Below are 17,861 nucleotides of genomic sequence, written 5' to 3'. Positions count from 1 at the left end.
GACATGCCGATGTCACGCCGACTGATGGCGACCACCTTGGCGGGGGTGCTGGCGGCCGTGGGACTCACCACGGCCCCGGCCCAGGCCGCCGCCCCGGGACAGCCGTCCTGCGTCCCGGGGGACTGTTTCACCGTCAATGTCTCGCTCGACCGCGCCCCCGCCGTGGGGCAGAGCGCGAAGCTCACGGTCGAGGTGACCCCGAAGCAGGACATATCCGACGCGACCACGATCATCGAGCTGCCGGACACCCTGAAGTGGGCGACCCCGCCCGCCGGGCTCGACCGCGCCGCCGCGACGATCGGCCGCAGCCCGGTGGACCGGGCCACCCGGACCTGGCGGGCCCACGCGGGCCGGACGGTCCGGTATGAGGGCGTCGTCACGGCGGTCAGGGCCGGGCCCGCCTCCGTACGCGTCCAGGCCCGCGACGGGCGTCCGGGGCCCTCGTCCGACGGGCTCGCCTACGTCACCGTGGGCGAGCGGTCGTCGGTGTTCGGCATGCCGCGCGAGGGCCGCGGGCGCCGTACGGAGAGGTCCGCGAGGGCGGTGGCGGCCTTCGACACGTGCGTGCAGGGGCGCGTCACCTACGTCAGGACGGACGGAACCATCGGCGGCGTGCCCATGGCCGAGGTGGACGCGTTCGACACCGACACGAAGGGTCGGCAGAGTCTCGGCTGGGCCGAGACCGACGCCACCGGCGGCTACCAGGTGTGCTTCCCCGGCACCGAGGAGGACGGCACGGGCCAGGACGTCAACATCGAGGTCAGCCCGATCAGCAATTACTGGTCCGTGCGCTTCTCGGAGAAGTCCGGCGACGTCTACACCGACGCCGGTCCGGTCACTCAGGACGTCCCTCCCGGCACGTCGGCCACCGTCATCGACTATCGCAGCGTGGCCGGCGACCCGATGGAGGGGGCGTTCCGCCTGCACTCGGCCGCCTACGACACCTGGAAGGCCTACACCGGCTGGCTGAACGACCCGGCCGACGACTGCTGGAAGCCGGGCGAGCAGAACTGCCAGTCGGTGACCATCATCTGGCGGCCGGACAAGGTGCTGCCCACGTCGTACTACTGCCCGGGTGCCGGCCCCGACTGCCTGGGCCGCTTCCAGATCAACCTGGACGCCTCGATACCGCTGGAGAAGATGACGCTTCCCCACGAGCTGGGGCACTTCATCATGGACTACACCGGCGTGCGGCCGTCGACCGGCGGCGCCTGCGGACAGCACTTCATGTGGGCGCCGATGATCAACCCGACCTGCGCCTGGATCGAGGGGTGGGCCGACTGGGTCGCCGTCCAGACCTACGACGACACGCACTACCGGTGGCCGACCTCCGCGATCGACCTGGAGAGCCCGCGCTGGTTCAGCGAGGGCTGGCCGACCGGCGCGGAGGCGGCCAAGACCGAGGGCCGCGTCGCCGGCGTGCTCCTCGACCTGGCCGACTCCGGGACGCGCGACGAGAAGTACTGGGACATCGGCGGCATCGGCCCCGAGGGCGTCGTGGCCGAGTTCAAGAAGGGGCCCGCCCAGGACCTCGACCACTTCCTGAGCACGTTCGGCGCCCAGCACTACGACCTCACGCAGGGCGCGCTGTTCCAGAACGCCATCAGCACGAGCCACGTCGAGAACCTGGCCGACCGGCATCCGGTGCGGTGGCCCGCCAACGTCCCGCTCCAGACGGCCTTCATGACCACCCCGGACAGGTGGCACGTGATCGCCGCCGTCACCGGACCGGACGGCGCGGACGTGGACCTGGCCACGACGCCCAACGCCGGCGGCGACGCCGTCAGGAGCGCCGACTGGACCGCCACCAGCGCGGACTTCGTCGCCGTGCAGCCCAGCTCCGCCACCCGCAACTGGTTCGTCAACTCGGTCAGTTCCGACGCCGACTACGAGGAATACGCGATGGAGGTGACCGAGGCGCCCGCGGGCAACCTGGAGGCCGGGACGCCGCAGGAGTTCCCCATCGCCGCCGGCCGGCTGGCCGAGGTGCGGACGACGTGGATCGAGAAGGGCGTGCCCGCCACGCTCACGGTCGTGCCGCGCAACGGGCAGGACCTCGACCTCTTCGTGATGGCGCCCGACTCCGCCGCGTGGGGCCTGCCGCGTTCCGCCGCCCGCAAGTCCGCGAGCGGCGGCCCGAACAAGATGGAACGCCTGACCATCAGCGATCCGAAGGTGACCGGGCTGTACGCGGTCATCGTGGTCAGGAAGGCCGGCGACGGGAACGTCCTGCTGACCCGTGTCTGACCCGTGTCTGACCCGTGTCTGACCCGTGTCTGACCCGTGGGTGCCCCGCGCGGCGCGGGGCACCCGCCGAGGGCTACCTGGCCGCGAAGTCCTGCGTCCAGTGGAGGGGACCCTGGCCCTTCCTGGCCGCGCCCACGCCGATCACCGTGTACCGGCAGTTCATGATGTTGGCCCGGTGGCCCGAGCTGTTCATCCAGGAGTTCATCACGGCGGCCGGGGTGGCCTGGCCCTTGGCGATGTTCTCGGCGAAGGCGGTCCCGCCGGTGAAGCCGGCCGCCCTGATGCGGTCCATGAAGCTGCGGCCGTCCTGCGAGGTGTGGTCGAAGTAGCCCTTGGCGGCCATGTCGGCGGAGTGGCCGTACGCCGCGGCGCGCAGCTGGGCGTCGTGCTTGAGCGGGCGGCAGCCGCCCTTGGCGCGTTCGGCGTTGACCAGGCGCAGGACCTCGTTCTCCTCGGCGGTGCCCACCGTGCCGGCGGGGCCGGTCGCGGTCGGCTGGGGAGCCGGGGTGCCGGTGGCCGTCGGGGTGGGCCTGGGGGTCGCCGTGGGCGTCGAGGCCGGGGCGCAGGTCAGCCGGACCGCCCTGGACGTCGCGCCGCGGCCCCGGTGGTCGGTGGCGACCGCGTAGTAGACGCCGGGCGCGCAGGGGAGGGTGAGCGCGACGCTGCCGGACCGGGTGGCGCCGCTCTTGACGACGGGGTCGGCGCCCGGGACGGCGCGCTTGAGCCGCACGCGCAGCAGCGCGTCCGTACGGCAGCCCTGACGGGCGGCGGAGGAGACGATCTGAGCGGTGTCGTTGACGCGAGGCGTGGCCACGGTGACCCGGCAGCGGCCGGCGGCCTCGCCGCCGGCCGCGGCTGCCGTCGCGGCGTCCGCCGGGGTCGGCGTGCCGAGTGCAGCCAGGCTCACCAGGCCGGCGAGTACCCCTAGGGGTCTGCGCATGGGGGCTTCCTCCAGTTGCGATGGACGCTGGATCGCACCGCATTCTGGTAGGACCGCAACCCCCGTGTCACGAAATTTGCGAAATTCCCTTGATGTCCGGGTAAACCAAAGTGTCAGTAGATGCGTCGTGGCCCGTTCCAGCCGCGGGCCGGAATCCCAGGCGCGCTCAGACCCGGAACTCCTCCGTCCGGTGGGCGTACGGGGGCACCGCGGCCCGCATCTCGTCGGTGACCGACGGCGGCGGCAGCGGCACGATCTCCCGCCGGTGGAAGTCGCGCACGTCCTCGCCCTCGGCGAACAACTGCCGGACCGCCCGCAGGCAGGGGCCGATCACGCCGGGATCGGTGATGCGCCGGCCGCCGCGGCCGCCGCCGTACTCGTCGTAGAGGACCTCGTACATCAGGTCGGGGGAGAAGATCACCAGCTCGGGCACCGGTTCGAGGGCGGCCACGCGCGCCGCGGGCACCACCCGGCAGGGGGAGCCCGCCCTGGCCCGCATGTCCAGCAGGTGCATCTCCCATTGCAGGTACGCGCTGACGGGGAACTCCACCACGCGCACCCGGCGCACCGGCATCCGGTGGTGGAAGTAGCCGGCCACCAGCGGCGCCATCTGCTCGGCCAGCGAGAGCGAGCCGGCCCAGTCGCCGTCCATCATGGCCCGCCAGCTCGCCACGTCCGGCTCGTAGAAGCTCTGGGCGCGCTCCAGCTTCCACAGCGGGACGACGCAGTCCGCGTGGTCGCGCTCGAAGGCCGCCAGGTAGCCGGGCGCGTCCAGGACGAGTGCGTCGGCGCCGCCCACCGCGGCGAACGGATTCGTGACGGCCACCACGGAACCCGGCTCGGTCATACGACGCCCCTTCGTTCGGTCAGATCCGCCCGCCAGATCATGAAATGTCAGTTGATTCTGGTCAAGGCCCAACGTCACGAAGGGACGTGAAGGTCACCCGCGGTAGTGAAAGCGGCGGTGCACCAGGTTGAACACGGTGGCCACCAGGAAGACCGCCAGCAGGATCTTGAAGAGGCCGAACCCGAAGACCAGCCCCAGCACCCCGAAGACGACCAGGAGGGGCAGGAGGCCGGGACCGCGGTGGCCGCGCCAGTGACGGCGGGAATGGTCGTGCCAGGGACGGCCGGCCTGCGCGTGGCGCATGGTCTGCATCTGGTGGCGGTGCGCCCTCATCGCCTGGCGCCAGGCGTCCCGGTCGAACTGGGGCAGCTGCTGGGGCTGGGCGTAGGCGGGGGACGAGCCGGGCAGGTCGGCCGTCACCTGGGACAGGTCGCGGACCGTCTTGGCGGCCAGCGTCCGGTCGAGGCGTTCGTCGAGCTCTTCGTGGGTCAGGCGGCCCTGGGCGAAGTGCTCGCGCAGGGCCGCCATCGTCTGCTCGCGCTCGGCGTCGCCGATGCGGAGATCGTTGTGGTCCATGACTGGTTCCTCGCTCTCCCCGAACCGGCCTGTCGCTGCGGAGCCGGTCACCTGGTTACTCCTCGCCCGGTTCGCCGTCGGCCAGGATCTGGTAGAGCTTGCGCCGGGTCTCAACCAGAGTCTTACGCGCTTCGCGGATTTGTGCGTCGTTTCCGGTCTGGAGAACCTGCATCATGGCGAATGCCGACTGTCGGGCGATGTGCCAGAGATCGGCGGTGTTGTCGTCGATGTCCGGACGCATCTCGTCCCAGGGGGCGCGGACCTCGTCGGCGTGGGCGTCGATGTAGGCGCGGCCCTCGTCGGTGAGGCGGAAGGTCTTGCGGCCCTCGTTCTCCTCCGAGATCACCAGCCCCTCGTCGGTGAGCTGCTGCAACGCCGGGTAGACGGCGCCGGGGCTGGGCTTCCAGCCGCCCTCGCTGCGCTCGGCGATCTCCTGGATGATCTGGTAGCCGTTGCGCGGCTCCTCGGCGAGCAGGGCCAGGATCGCGGCGCGGACGTCGCCCCGCTTGGCCTTACGGCCCCGGCCGCCGCCCCAGCCGTGGTGCCCGCCCCAGGGCCCGCCCGGGCCGAAGGGGCCGCCGCGGCCGAAGTCGAACGGGAACGGTCCGCCCGGCCCGCCGCGCCGGCCGCGTTGCCGGCGCTCGCCCGGCCCGCCGCCGCCCCGGTGATGGTGGTGCGGGCCGCCCATCTGCTCGAACGCGTCGGCGATGGCCCTCAGCTTCTCGCGGGCCGCGCGCAGGTTCTCCCGCGGGCCGAACCACTGGCCGCCCGCTGCGTGTGCGTAACTCATTCTCTTTCTCCCTATATCGCGATCTGTTCTCGATGCGTCAAAGATATATCGCTACTGTTTCGTTGGCAAGGCCGGGCACAGAGTGAGCCAGATCACGAAAAAGTTGCGGAATTGGGGAACAGTCTTGGGATGTCCGCCGTTGAACAGAGCAGACGAGGTCGTTCCGCGTCGGCAGGGCTGGGGGGTGCTGTCGCCGCGGAGACGACCTCGTCTGCGTTTGCGGGTGTTTTCGGGCGGACCGTTCCAGCGTCAGGAGAACCTGGCGGCCGGGATCTCCGCGTAAAGCGGTTCTTTGCAATACAGTCCCGATCATGATGGGGCACACGCACGCGATGACCGGGGCGATCGCGTGGCTGGCGCTGGCGCCGCCGCTCGCCGCACTCCCGTTGCTGAACGAGAGCTCCCGGTTCATCGAGACCGGCATCATGGCCGGCGCGCTCGGCCCGGCCGAGCTGATCGCCGGCGCCCTGGTCTGCGCGGGCGCGGCCATGCTGCCCGACCTCGACCATCCCAGCGCGACCATCGCCCAGACCTTCGGCCCGGTCACCTGGCTGCTCAGCAAGTTCGTGTCCTGGATCAGCGGCGGCCACCGCGGCATGACGCACTCGCTGGCCTTCGCGGCGGCGCTCGGGTTCGGCGTCCACTGGCTGGTCAACAGCTATCCGATCGCCCGTGACATCACGGTCGTGCTGATGATCGGGCTGGCCCTGCGGGCGATCGGCATCGGCATCCCGGGCAACAAGGCCGGGTCCATCATGATCAACATCGGCCTGACGGCCGGGCTCTACGCCGTGTTCCTCTCCCTGAACGTCGGCTACGCCTGGCTCGGGCTGGCCGTGGGGGTCGGCTGCCTGATCCACGTCGTGGGCGACTGCATGACGGAACGGGGCTGCCCGGTGCTCTGGCCGCTCGGCGCCAAGTTCGTGCTGCCGTGGAAGATCGGCATCAAGACCGGCAAGAAGTTCGAGCAGAAGATCCTCGCGCCGATCCTCTCCGTCGCCATCATCGGCCTGCTCTTTTGGCGGCTCGCCCCGCTTTAACTTGATGTCGAGATACCGTAGTAATATCTTGACGTCGAGACATCCGTCGCGAGCCCCGCAGGTTAGGTTCACCTAACGTACGTGTCGTTCCGTGGGTGCGGCAGGATTCAACTGAGCAATTGTCTGATGGAGGAGGCGAATCACCGTGTCCGCGAACAGCTTCGGCAGCCGTGACACGCTACGCGTCGGCGACGCGTCGTACGAGATTTTCCGGCTTGACGCCGTCGAGGGCGCCGCACGCCTCCCGTACAGCCTGAAGATCCTGCTGGAGAACCTCCTCCGCACCGAGGACGGCGCCAACATCACCGCCGACCACATCCGGGCGCTCGGCGGCTGGGACCCGGCCGCGACGCCCAGCGTGGAGATCCAGTTCACCCCGGCCCGCGTCATCATGCAGGACTTCACCGGCGTCCCCTGCGTGGTCGACCTGGCCACCATGCGCGAGGCCGTGCGCGACCTGGGCGGCGACGCCGCCAGGATCAACCCGCTGGCGCCCGCCGAGATGGTCATCGACCACTCCGTCATCGTCGACTACTTCGGCCACCCCGACGCCTTCCAGCGCAACGTCGAGCGCGAGTACGAGCGCAACCGCGAGCGCTACCAGTTCCTGCGCTGGGGCCAGACGGCCTTCGACGAGTTCAAGGTCGTGCCGCCCGGCACCGGCATCGTCCACCAGGTCAACATCGAGCACCTGGCCCGCGTGGTCATGATCCGCGACGGCAAGGCCTACCCCGACACCTGCGTCGGCACCGACTCCCACACCACGATGGAGAACGGCATCGGCGTGCTGGGCTGGGGCGTCGGCGGCATCGAGGCCGAGGCCGCCATGCTCGGCCAGCCGATCTCCATGCTGATCCCGCGCGTGGTCGGCTTCAAGCTCAGCGGCAAGCTGCCCGCCGGCGCCACCGCCACCGACCTGGTCCTGACGATCACCGAGATCCTGCGCAAGCACGGCGTGGTCGGCAAGTTCGTCGAGTTCTACGGCGAGGGCGTCTCCTCCGTGCCGCTGGCCGACCGGGCCACGATCGGCAACATGAGCCCCGAGTTCGGCTCCACCTGCGCGATCTTCCCGATCGACGGCCAGACCGTCGACTACCTGCGCCTGACCGGCCGCTCCGAGGAGCAGATCGCGCTGGTCGAGGCGTACGCCAAGGCCCAGGGCCTCTGGCTCGACCCGCAGGGCCCCGAGCCGGTCTTCTCCGAGTACATCGAGCTCGACCTCGGCACGGTCGTCCCGTCGATCGCGGGCCCCAAGCGTCCTCAGGACCGCATCGAGCTGTCGGCGGCCAAGGACGCCTGGCGCCGCGACGTCCAGAACTACGTGGCCGACGGCGTCGACGAGGAGGGCGAGGAGTCCTTCCCGGCCTCCGACGCGCCCGCCTCCAACGCCCGCGCCGACGGCGGCCGGCCGCACAAGCCGGTCCCGGTCACGCTGGCCGACGGCACGTCGTTCGAGATCGACCACGGCATCGTGTCGATCGCCGCGATCACCTCGTGCACCAACACCTCCAACCCGTACGTCATGCTCGGCGCGGCGCTGCTGGCCCGCAACGCCGTCGAGAAGGGCCTGACCCGCAAGCCGTGGGTCAAGACCTCGCTGGCCCCGGGTTCGCAGGTCGTCACCGGCTACTTCGAGCGCTCCGGGCTGCAGCCGTACCTCGACAAGATCGGCTTCAACCTGGTCGGCTACGGCTGCACCACCTGCATCGGCAACTCGGGCCCGCTGCCCACCGAGATCTCCGACGCCATCCAGGCCAACGACCTCGCGGTCACCGCGGTCCTGTCCGGCAACCGGAACTTCGAGGGTCGCATCAACCCCGACGTCAAGATGAACTACCTGGCCTCGCCGCCGCTCGTGGTGGCGTACGCGCTGGCCGGCACGATGGACATCGACCTCGACAACGAGCCGCTCGGCCTCGGCTCCGACGGGCAGCCGGTGTTCCTGCGCGACATCTGGCCCGCGCCGGAGGAGATCGCCGCGGTGGTCAACTCCTCGATCGGCCGCGACATGTTCGAGCGCGACTACGCCGACGTGTTCAAGGGCGACGACCACTGGCGGTCGCTGCCGATCCCGACCGGCGACACCTTCGAGTGGGACCCGTCCTCCACGTACGTGCGCAAGGCGCCCTACTTCGAGGGCATGCCGGAGAAGCCGGAGCCGGTGACCGACATCTCGGGCGCCCGCGTGCTGGTCAAGGTCGGCGACTCGGTCACCACCGACCACATCTCCCCGGCCGGCTCGATCAAGGTCGGCACCCCCGCGGCCCAGTACCTCCAGGCCAACGGCGTCGAGGTGCGCGACTTCAACTCCTACGGCTCGCGGCGCGGCAACCACGAGGTGATGATCCGCGGCACGTTCGCCAACATCCGCCTGCGCAACCAGATCGCGCCGGGCACCGAGGGCGGCTACACCCGCGACTTCACCCAGCCCGACGGCCCGGTGTCGTTCATCTACGACGCCTCGGTCAACTACGCCGAGGCCGGCACGCCGCTGGTGGTGCTGGCGGGCAAGGAGTACGGCTCGGGCTCCTCGCGCGACTGGGCGGCCAAGGGCACCGCGCTGCTCGGCGTGCGCGCCGTGATCGCCGAGTCCTACGAGCGCATCCACCGCTCCAACCTGATCGGCATGGGCGTGCTCCCGCTGCAGTTCCCCGAGGGCGCCACGGCGGCCTCGCTCGGGCTGACCGGCGAGGAGACGTTCGACATCACCGGCGTCGAGGCGCTCAACGGCGGCGGCATCCCGTCCACCGTGCACGTCAAGGCCGGCGACGTCGAGTTCGACGCGGTCGTCCGCATCGACACGCCCGGCGAGGCCGACTACTACCGGCACGGCGGCATCATGCAGTACGTCCTGCGCTCGCTGCTGGCCAAGTAGAACTTCCCGCGCCCGCGCCCGGTCAAGAGCCGGACGCGGGCCGGGGACGGGGCGCGGATCCTCACGCGCCCGCATCGGGGGTTTCACCCGACCCGTGAGAGCCGCCCGGCGGAACACCCTCCGCCGGGCGGCTCTCCGCCGTTCAGCGGGGTCTCACCGGCTGGACGTGCGGTAACGGTGGGTCGCCAGCGGGGCGAAGACGGCGATGAGCGCCACCGACCACAGCAGGCTCGCCGCGACCGGATGTTGCAGCGGCCAGACCGACCCCGCCGAGGTGGGGTTGCCGAACAGGCGGCGGGCGGCGGCCACGGTCGCGCTCATCGGGTTCCAGTCGGCGACCGGCCGCAGCCAGGCGGGCAGGCCCTCGGTCGGCACGAACGTATTGGCCAGGAAGGTCATCGGGAACAGCCAGCCGAACGTGGCCGCGTCGGCCTGCGCGCCGCTGCGCACGTACAGGCCGATGCAGGTGCCCACCCAGATCATCGCCAGGCCGAACAGCGCCAGCAGCCCGAACGCCGCCGCCGTCTCGCCCGGGGAGCCGTGCGCACGCCAGCCGGCCAGCAGCACGGCCGCCGCGACCATGGCGGCCAGCGACATCAGGTGCATCGACAGGTCGGCCACGCTGCGCCCGATGAGCACGGCACTGCGGGCGATGGGCTGCGCGCGGAACCTGTCGATGATCCCGCGTTCCATGTCCTCGGCCACCGCCGTGGCGGCCGCGGTCGCCGTCATGGCCATGACCTGCATGAAGATGCCCGGCATCAGGAAGCTGCGGTAGTCGCCGCCGCCGGGCAGGGTGATCGCGCTGCCGAAGACGTACCCGAACAGCACGGTCATGATGATGGGGAACACCAGGAACCCGGCGATCTCCCCGGGTTGGGCCTTCCACCGCGAGTACGTGCGGCCCGCGATGGTCAGGGAGTCGGTGACGGTCCAGCGCAGGTTCATGCTCGTGGCTCCTGTCATGCGGTCAGGTGGAGGAAGACCTCGTCGAGCGTCGGACGGCGCAGCGCCAGGTCCTCGACGGCGATCCCGGCCACGTCGAGGGCGCGGGCGACGCGGACCAGCGACTGTGCGCCGTCGGGCGCCGGCAGGGTCACCCGGGTCCCGCCCGGCTCGCAGGCGAGGTTGGACGCGGTCCCGAGCGTGCGGAGGGCCGCGGCCGCGTCGCCGGGGTCGTGGAAGACGATCTGCACGCGGTCGCCGCCGACCTGCTTCTTGAGCGCGCCGGGGGAGCCCGCCGCCGCGACCCGCCCCTCGCGCAGCACCACGACCTGGTCCGCCAGGTGGTCGGCCTCGTCGAGGTACTGGGTGGTGAGCAGCAGCGTGGTGCCCTCGCGGACCAGGTCGCGCAGCGCGTCCCAGAGCTCGCGGCGGCTGCGCGGGTCGAGCCCCGCGGTCGGCTCGTCCATGAACAGCACGGGCGGCGCGACGATCAGGCTCGCGGCCAGGTCGAGCCGCCGCCGCATGCCGCCCGAGTACGTCCTGACCAGCCGCCGCCCGGCCGCGGCCAGCCCGAACCGCTCCAGCAGCTCATCGGCCCTGCTCCTGGCCCGCGCCCTGGGCAGGTGGTAGAGGCGGCCGAACAGCTCCAGGTTGCGCCGGCCGGTCAGCAGCTCGTCCACGGCGGCGTGCTGACCGGCCAGGCCGATGCGGAAGCGCAGCCGGGCCGCGTCGCGCACCACGTCGAGCCCGGCGACCGCGGCCCGGCCGCCGTCCGGTTGGAGCAGGGTGGCCAGGATGCGCACGGTCGTCGTCTTGCCTGCTCCGTTGGGGCCGAGCAGCCCGCACACCGTGCCGGCCGGGACGTCGAGGTCGATGCCCCTGAGCGCCTCCGTGGCCGCGTACCGCTTCCGCAAACCCTCCGCGTGGATCATCGCGAGGCTCCTTAACGGCGTTAAATCTAACAGCGTTAAGGATGCATTGAACGTTGTTAAGCTGTCAACCGTGGCACTTGAGAAGGGCACCATCCTGGCCGCGGCGCTGCGGCTGCTGCAGGAGACCGGGCTCGACGGGCTCACGCTGCGGCGGCTCGCGGGCGAGCTGGGCGTCCAGGCGCCCGCGCTCTACTGGCACTTCAAGAACAAGCAGGAGCTCCTCGACGCGATGGCCGAGGCGATGACCGCCGCCCACATGGCCCGCCCCGCGCTCACCGAGCCCGCCGCCTGGCGCGAGTGGATGAGGGACCACGCCCACCGCGACCGGGCGATGCTCAACTCCTACCGCGACGGCGCCCGGCTGGTGGCCGGCACCCGGCCGTCACCGCTGCTGTTCGAGGTGGTGGAGCGGTCGGTGGCGGCCCTGGAGTCGGCCGGGTTCGCGGTGGGCGACGCCGTCCGCGGGCTGTTCGCGATGAGCGTGTACGTCGCCGGGTTCGTGCTGGAGGAACAGGCCGACCGGACCCGCCCGGACGCCGGCGGCGCCATGCCCGACATGGCCGCCTTCCAGCGGGCCCACCCCCGGCTGACCGCCGGGCTGGCGGAGGTGGGCGACCCGCAGGGGGAACGCTCGTTCGAGGACGGGCTGCGGCTCATCCTCGACGGCATGCAGGGCCGCCTCGACCGTCAGGAGACCCGCGAGGCGGGGGCCGACCAGGTGTCGCAGGCCGCCGGCGAGACCGCCCGGTAGCCGCGCTCCAGCCAGCGCACGCGGTTGGCGCCCGTGCCGTGGGTGTGCTCCTCGCCTTCGTCGCCGGCGGCCCTGGTGGCGTCGAGCAGCGCCGTCCAGTCCTGCCGGGTACGGCTCAGCGACGGCCACACGCTGCCCAGGAACGCGCCGGCCAGGCAGTCGGCCTGGAGCTCGTAGCGCCGGCTCTGCGTGCCCTTGCGCACGCCGAGGAGGCTCTGCACGTGGTGGCCGTACTCGTGGGCGGCGACCTTGAACGGGTAGAGGTCGGTGCGGCCCTCGATCCAGCCGCCGGTCAGCGGGAGGACGAGGGTGTCGCGGCCGATGCAGTAGAAGGCGGCCGCGTGCGCGGGCCAGGCGAGCCCGCACACCTCGCGCACCGGCTCGTCGTAGTAGCGGACGACGGGCTTGCGGAACGTCCGGCCGGTGCGCCTGAAATAGGCGGACCACGACCTGTCCAGGCATTTCATGATCGCTGTGAGGTATTCGCGGCTCCGGGGGATGCCGCCTGAGCTCATCGGCGTCTCGGGGCACGCCGACCGGCCGAGCCTCGGCGCCGCGGCGGCCTCCACGGGCCCGGCCTGGAGGACGACCGCCAGCACCGACAGGGCGACGAGGACGACGAGGGCACGCGGAGCGGGGGAGTGCACGGTGAGCAGCATAAGGCTTCACCGAGAGCCTTCCCGCCGTCCAGCCCGGCCCCGTGGGGCGCGTCCGTTCGGTGGGTGGGCTGTCCAGCGGGGGTGACTCTGCGTGAGGGTGGTTGACTTTCGCGCGTGAGCGATGCGGGATTGGTGCTGCTTGTCGGAAGTGTGGCGGTTTTTCTGGGGGCGGTCGTTCAGGGAAGCGTGGGGTTCGGACTGGGGCTGGTGGCCGCGCCCGTGCTGACGATGCTCGACCACAGCCTGATGCCCGGCGCGATCCAGGTGGTCAACATGACGCTGCCGCTGTTCACGCTGGCCGCCGAGTGGCGCAGGGTGGACTGGCGGGGGCTGGGGTTCGCGCTGCTGGGCCGGGTCCCCGGCAGCGCCGTCGGCGCCGTCATCGTCGTGTACGTCTCCGTCCAGGCGCTGGGGGTGCTGGTCGGGGTGATGGTGCTGCTGGCGGTCGGGCTCACCGCGCGTACGGTCAGCGTCGTGCGCAACGGCGCGACGATCACCGGCGCCGGCTTCGCGTCCGGGATCACCGGCACCGCCACGGGCATCGGCGGCCCGCCCCTGGCGCTGGTCTACCAAGATGCCAAGGGGCCGCAGATCCGGGCCACCCTGGCGATGTTCTTCTTCCTGAGCGCCGCGCAGTCGATCGGCATCCTGGCGTTGGTCGGCCACCTGCCCGGCCGCGCGCTGGCCACGGGCGCGATCCTGATCGTGCCGATGATCCTGGGCTTCCTGGCGTCGCGGCCGCTGCGGCGCCACCTGGACGGCGGCAAGGTGCGCACGGCCGTCCTGGTCGTGGCCACCGCGTCGGCGCTGGCCCTGATCGCGCAGAGCCTGCTCACCTGACCCGCCGGGTTACTCACCGGGTTACTCGCCGGTCTGCCCGTCGACGGACTCGCGGATGAGGTCGGCGTGGCCGTTGTGCCGGGCGTACTCCTCGATCATGTGGACGAGGATCCAGCGCAGGTGGGGGCGGCGGCCGTCCGGCCAGGGGCGCCGGGCGGGTTGGTCGAGCCCGCCGGCGGCCAGCGCCTCGGCGGTCAGGGCGCGCGAGCGGGCCACCGCGTCCCGCCAGAGCGCGCGCAGCTCGTCGGGGGAGTCGTGGGCGGCGGAGTGCCAGTCCCAGTCGGGGTCGGCCGTCCAGTCGACGGTGTCCCAGGGGGCGTGCGGGTCGTTCCCGTGCAGACGGCGGGAGAACCAGTGGTCCTCGACGTAGGCCAGGTGCTTGAGCATGCCGCCGAGCGTCAGTGAGGACGCGCCGGTGGTGGCGTCGAGGCCCGCCGCGTCGAGGCCGGAGCACTTCCACTCCAGGGTGGCCCGCAGGAAGTCGAGGAAGCCCAGAAGGGTCTCGACCTCGTCGCCCAGGAGGGGCGGTTCCGGGCGTCCCTGCTCGTCCAGTTCGGTCATGGTCGGGCAGTCTAGCTGCAGGGCGGTTCCGCCCCTTCTGTACGCTCGCGCCGCTGAGCGAGCGGCCACCGCGGGCCGCTCGCGGCACGGCGATCGCTTAGGCGACGGAGAAGCTCCCCGACCCGGCCGGGACGTGGCTGCCGTAGCCGGGCTGGACCGTGACGGACGGCCCGAGACAGAACGGGTCGCCGTGCACGCGCACGGGCCGGTCGGTCTGGTTGCTCAGCACGTGCGCGGCCAGAGGCAGCCTGGTGCAGCCGCTGGGGTCGTCGTAGACATCCAGGTGCACGAGCTCGGCCTGGAAGACGACGACCTGGCCGGTCGCCGCCAGGGCGGGCGCGGGCGCGAGCAGCGGGACGGTCGCGCAGGCGAGAGCCAGGGTCAACGCGGCCGGACGGGCACGGTTGCGCATGGTCGGGTCCTTTCGTTGCGAGGGCCCCTCCATCCTCACGAGCCTCCATAGTCACACACAGTAACTAAATAGTTACTCTGCGCTATCGGGCCGCGAGTCCGTGTTTCTGGATTGTTACCGGAAACAACAAACTGCCCGACGGAAGGGTCTTCCAAAGCAGGCCGTGGCGGAATACGTTGCCGCAAACAACATTCATCCGGGCCCCTCCGGAAGAAAGGACCCTGCATCATGCGCAAGGGGATCCTCAGCCTGACCGCCGCGGCGGCGACGCTCGCCCTCGGTCTCACCGCCTGCGGGGGCGAAAGCGGTCAGACCGGCACCACCTCGACCTCCTCCGCCTCGGCGACGCAGCCCGCGAAGGCCGGCAAGATCGGCGTCATCCTCCCGGACAGCAAGTCGTCGGCGCGCTGGGAGACGGCGGACCGCAAGTACCTGGAAGAGGCGTTCAAGGCCGCCGGCGTCCAGTACGACATCCAGAACGCCCAGAACGACAAGACGGCGTTCCAGACCATCGCCGACCAGATGATCACCAACGGGGCCACCGTCCTGATGATCGTCAACCTGGACAGCGGCAGCGGCAAGGCCGTGATCGAGAAGGCCAAGTCGCAGGGCGTGGCCACCATCGACTACGACCGCCTGACGCTGGGCGGCGGCGCCGCCTACTACGTCAGCTTCGACAACACCAAGGTCGGCACGCTCCAGGGCGAGGGCCTGAGTAAATGCCTGGCCGACAAGAAGGCCGACAAGCCCATCGTCGCCTACCTGAACGGCTCGCCGACCGACAACAACGCGACCCTGTTCAAGAACGGCTACGACGGCGTGCTCAAGCCCAAGTTCGACTCCGGCGAGTACGTCAAGGGCCCCGACCAGGCCGTGCCCGACTGGGACAACACCCAGGCCGGGACGATCTTCGAGCAGATGCTCACCCAGCAGCCGAAGATCGCCGGCGTGCTGGCCGCCAACGACGGCCTCGGCAACGCCGCCATCACCGTGCTGAAGAAGCAGAACCTCAACGGCAAGGTGCCGGTCACCGGCCAGGACGCCACGGTCCAGGGCCTGCAGAACATCCTGGCGGGCGACCAGTGCATGACGGTCTACAAGGCGGTCAAGAAGGAGGCCGACGCCGGGGCCAAGCTCGCCGTCGCGCTGGCCAAGGGCGAGAAGCCCACGGCGAGCGCCAGCGTCAAGGACCCCGAGACCAGCCAGGACGTGCCCTCCGAGCTGCTGGAGCCGCAGGCCATCACCTTCGACAACGTCAAGGACGTCGTGGCCGACGGTTACGTCACCAAGGAGGAGCTCTGCACCGCCGACTTCGCCAAGAAGTGCACTGAGGCCGGAATTCAATAGCATGGACGGGCGCGGCCGGGTGCCACCGGCGCGAGGCCGCGCCCCTCTTTAGGGAGCCCCATGACCCCCCTCCTCGAAGTGCGCGGGATCGACAAGAGTTTCGGTCCGGTGAAGGTGCTGCACGAGGTCGAGTTCTCCGCCTACCCCGGCGAGGTCACGGCGCTGGTCGGCGACAACGGCGCCGGCAAGTCGACGCTGGTCAAGTGCATCGGCGGCATCTACCCCATTGATTCCGGCCAGATCCTCTTCGACGGCCGCCAGGTCTCCGTCCACACCCCCCGGGACGCGGGCGAGCTCGGCATCGAGATCGTCTACCAGGACCTGGCGCTGTGCGACAACCTCGACATCGTCCAGAACATGTTCCTCGGCAGGGAACGCAAGAACGGCTTCCTGCTCGACGAGGACAGCATGGAGGAACTGGCCGAGAAGACGCTCAGCAGCCTGTCCGTGCGCACGGTGAAGTCCATCAGGCAGCAGGTCTCCAGCCTGTCCGGCGGGCAGCGGCAGACCGTCGCGATCGCCAAGGCCGTGTTGTGGAACAGCAAGGTCGTCATCCTCGACGAGCCCACCGCGGCCCTCGGCGTGGCCCAGACGGCGCAGGTGCTCGAACTCGTGCGCAGGCTGGCCGACACGGGCCTCGCGGTCGTCCTCATCTCGCACAACATGAACGACGTGTTCGCCGTCTCCGACCGGATCGCGGCGCTCTACCTCGGCAGGATGGCCGCCCAGGTCAAGACCGCCGACGTGACGCACGCCCAGGTCGTCGAACTGATCACCTCGGGTCGCAGCGGCGAACTCGGCCTCAAGAACGGGGTCACCCCATGAGCAAGGTCAAGGAACTCCCGGGCGAGGCCATCGTCGTCGCCGCGCAGTCCCCGTCGATCGCGCACAGCGTGCGGGCGTACTGGGAGCGGGTGCGGGGCGGCGACATGGGCGCACTGCCCGCCGTGCTCGGCCTCGTCGTGCTCTGCACGGTCTTCGCCCTGGCCCGGCCCGCCTTCGTCACCTCGATCAACTTCGCCAACCTGTTCACCCAGGGCGCGAACGTCACGCTCATCGCCATGGGCCTGGTCTTCGTGCTGCTGCTGGGCGAGATCGACCTGTCGGCCGGCTTCGCCAGCGGCGTCTGCGCGGCGGTGCTCGCCGTCACGCTGGCCACCTTCGGCCTGCCCTGGTACGTCTGCGTGCTGGCCGCCATCGCCACCGGCGTGCTCATCGGGATCGTGCTCGGCACGCTGGTGGCCAAGGTCGGCATACCGTCGTTCGTGGTCACGCTGGCCGCCTTCCTGGCCTTCCAGGGCCTGGTGCTGGTGCTGGTCAACGAGGGCACGAACATCTCCGTCCGGGACAGCGTGATCGTCGCCGTCGCCAACAAGAACCTGCCGCCGCTGCTCGGCTGGATCCTGTACGCGGTGTGCGTGGTCGGTTTCGCGGCCGTGCAGCTCCTGCGGGCCAGGAACCGGTCCGCGCGCGGCCTGGTCGCCGACCCGCTGTCGCTCATCGCGGCCCGTGTGGGCGCCCTGGCGCTGCTCGGCGGGCTCGCGGTCTACGTGCTCAACCTGGAGCGCAGCCGCAACCCCGCGCTGGTCTCGCTCACCGGGGTGCCGATCGTGGTGCCGGTGATCGTCGTGCTGCTGGTCGTGTGGACGCTGGTGCTGCGACGCACGGCGTTCGGCCGGCACCTGTACGCGGTCGGCGGCAACACCGAGGCCGCGCGGCGGGCGGGCATCCCGGTCGATCGCATCAAGATCGCGGCGTTCGTGATCTGCTCCGCGATGGCGGCGGTCGGCGGGATCGTGGCCGCCTCCAGGGCCAGCTCGGTCGACCCGAACACGGGCGGCAGCTCGGTGCTGCTGTACGCGGTCGGCGCGGCCGTCATCGGCGGCACCAGCCTGTTCGGCGGCAAGGGGCGGGTGCTCGACGCGGTGCTCGGCGGCGCCGTGGTGGCCGTGATCGAGAACGGCATGGGCCTGATGGGCTACGGTGCGAGCGTCAAGTACCTGGTCACCGGGTGCGTGCTGCTGCTGGCCGCAGGCGTCGACGCCCTGGCGCGCAAGCGGGCGGCTGCTGCTGGTCTAAGGTGATCAGCGACCCGCAGC

The 17,861-nt window shown here is 70.9% G+C and carries 17 protein-coding genes; 8 read left to right on the top strand and 9 right to left on the bottom strand.

Features of this window, described 5'->3' with window-relative positions:
- The first annotated feature begins 9 nt into the window (after positions 1–9).
- A complete protein-coding gene (locus tag ACFYYW_RS38430; RefSeq protein ID WP_387656733.1) occupies positions 10–2,247 on the top strand; it encodes a hypothetical protein in 2,238 nt (745 codons plus the stop codon).
- Between the two features lie 73 nt (positions 2,248–2,320).
- Here the strand turns inward: ACFYYW_RS38430 and ACFYYW_RS38425 are convergent, their stop codons facing one another.
- The 4 genes from ACFYYW_RS38425 to ACFYYW_RS38410 form a co-directional block, all read right to left on the bottom strand.
- Positions 2,321–3,187: a CAP domain-containing protein gene (locus tag ACFYYW_RS38425; RefSeq protein ID WP_387656730.1), complete on the bottom strand. Its 867-nt coding sequence runs from the start codon at positions 3,185–3,187 to the stop codon at positions 2,321–2,323.
- 166 nt (positions 3,188–3,353) lie between these two features.
- Complete coding sequence (locus ACFYYW_RS38420; RefSeq protein ID WP_387656727.1) at positions 3,354–4,034, bottom strand: DUF6879 family protein; 681 nt, start codon at positions 4,032–4,034, stop codon at positions 3,354–3,356.
- Positions 4,035–4,127: 93 nt separating this feature from the next.
- Entirely contained in the window at positions 4,128–4,610 is a 483-nt protein-coding gene (locus tag ACFYYW_RS38415; protein ID WP_387656724.1) for a DUF1707 domain-containing protein, read from the bottom strand.
- A gap of 55 nt (positions 4,611–4,665) precedes the next feature.
- Positions 4,666–5,400 carry a PadR family transcriptional regulator gene (locus tag ACFYYW_RS38410; RefSeq protein WP_387656722.1) on the bottom strand — a complete coding sequence of 245 codons (735 nt, stop codon included), beginning with the start codon at positions 5,398–5,400 and terminating at the stop codon, positions 4,666–4,668.
- Between the two features lie 311 nt (positions 5,401–5,711).
- On the opposite strand from ACFYYW_RS38410, the gene ACFYYW_RS38405 reads away from it, so the two are divergent.
- A complete protein-coding gene (locus ACFYYW_RS38405) occupies positions 5,712–6,440 on the top strand; it encodes a metal-dependent hydrolase (protein ID WP_352327356.1) in 729 nt (242 codons plus the stop codon).
- Between the two features lie 145 nt (positions 6,441–6,585).
- A complete protein-coding gene (gene acnA, locus ACFYYW_RS38400; RefSeq protein WP_387656719.1) occupies positions 6,586–9,315 on the top strand; it encodes an aconitate hydratase AcnA in 2,730 nt (909 codons plus the stop codon).
- Between the two features lie 153 nt (positions 9,316–9,468).
- Here the strand turns inward: acnA and ACFYYW_RS38395 are convergent, their stop codons facing one another.
- Together ACFYYW_RS38395 and ACFYYW_RS38390 are read right to left on the bottom strand one after the other, a co-directional pair.
- A complete protein-coding gene (locus ACFYYW_RS38395; RefSeq protein ID WP_387656716.1) occupies positions 9,469–10,263 on the bottom strand; it encodes an ABC transporter permease in 795 nt (264 codons plus the stop codon).
- Positions 10,264–10,277: 14 nt separating this feature from the next.
- Positions 10,278–11,192, bottom strand: coding sequence for an ATP-binding cassette domain-containing protein (locus ACFYYW_RS38390; RefSeq protein ID WP_387656714.1), 915 nt, complete (start codon positions 11,190–11,192; stop codon positions 10,278–10,280).
- A gap of 70 nt (positions 11,193–11,262) precedes the next feature.
- Here ACFYYW_RS38390 and ACFYYW_RS38385 point away from each other — a divergent pair, with 70 nt between their 5' ends.
- On the top strand, positions 11,263–11,943 hold the full coding sequence (locus tag ACFYYW_RS38385) for a TetR/AcrR family transcriptional regulator C-terminal domain-containing protein (protein ID WP_387656711.1): 681 nt from the start codon (positions 11,263–11,265) through the stop codon (positions 11,941–11,943).
- Here the strand turns inward: ACFYYW_RS38385 and ACFYYW_RS38380 are convergent.
- Positions 11,880–12,590 (bottom strand): neutral zinc metallopeptidase, encoded by a 711-nt coding sequence (locus ACFYYW_RS38380; RefSeq protein ID WP_387656708.1) that lies wholly within the window; start codon positions 12,588–12,590, stop codon positions 11,880–11,882. The two genes, ACFYYW_RS38385 and ACFYYW_RS38380, sit on opposite strands and share 64 nt — an antisense overlap.
- 126 nt (positions 12,591–12,716) lie before the next feature.
- On the opposite strand from ACFYYW_RS38380, the gene ACFYYW_RS38375 reads away from it, so the two are divergent.
- Positions 12,717–13,442 carry a sulfite exporter TauE/SafE family protein gene (locus tag ACFYYW_RS38375; RefSeq protein ID WP_387656705.1) on the top strand — a complete coding sequence of 242 codons (726 nt, stop codon included), beginning with the start codon at positions 12,717–12,719 and terminating at the stop codon, positions 13,440–13,442.
- A gap of 21 nt (positions 13,443–13,463) precedes the next feature.
- Here ACFYYW_RS38375 and ACFYYW_RS38370 read toward each other — a convergent pair whose 3' ends face one another.
- Entirely contained in the window at positions 13,464–14,003 is a 540-nt protein-coding gene (locus ACFYYW_RS38370; protein ID WP_387656702.1) for a DinB family protein, read from the bottom strand.
- A gap of 97 nt (positions 14,004–14,100) precedes the next feature.
- Positions 14,101–14,415, bottom strand: coding sequence for a hypothetical protein (locus ACFYYW_RS38365; RefSeq protein WP_387656700.1), 315 nt, complete (start codon positions 14,413–14,415; stop codon positions 14,101–14,103).
- 228 nt (positions 14,416–14,643) lie between these two features.
- Here ACFYYW_RS38365 and ACFYYW_RS38360 point away from each other — a divergent pair, with 228 nt between their 5' ends.
- Genes ACFYYW_RS38360 through ACFYYW_RS38350 form a run of 3 tightly spaced genes read left to right on the top strand, consistent with a single transcriptional unit; the run spans position 14,644 to position 17,846 of the window.
- Positions 14,644–15,762: a substrate-binding domain-containing protein gene (locus tag ACFYYW_RS38360; RefSeq protein WP_352325910.1), complete on the top strand. Its 1,119-nt coding sequence runs from the start codon at positions 14,644–14,646 to the stop codon at positions 15,760–15,762.
- Between the two features lie 60 nt (positions 15,763–15,822).
- A complete protein-coding gene (locus ACFYYW_RS38355) occupies positions 15,823–16,587 on the top strand; it encodes an ATP-binding cassette domain-containing protein (RefSeq protein ID WP_387656697.1) in 765 nt (254 codons plus the stop codon).
- On the top strand, positions 16,584–17,846 hold the full coding sequence (locus ACFYYW_RS38350) for a sugar ABC transporter permease (protein WP_387656694.1): 1,263 nt from the start codon (positions 16,584–16,586) through the stop codon (positions 17,844–17,846). The genes ACFYYW_RS38355 and ACFYYW_RS38350 overlap by 4 nt, the downstream gene beginning before the upstream one ends.
- Positions 17,847–17,861 lie beyond the last annotated feature (15 nt).

The organism is Nonomuraea sp. NPDC001831 (genome assembly GCF_042892035.1).
Taxonomy (GTDB): domain Bacteria; phylum Actinomycetota; class Actinomycetes; order Streptosporangiales; family Streptosporangiaceae; genus Nonomuraea.
This window is presented reverse-complemented; position numbering and strand designations above follow the sequence as displayed.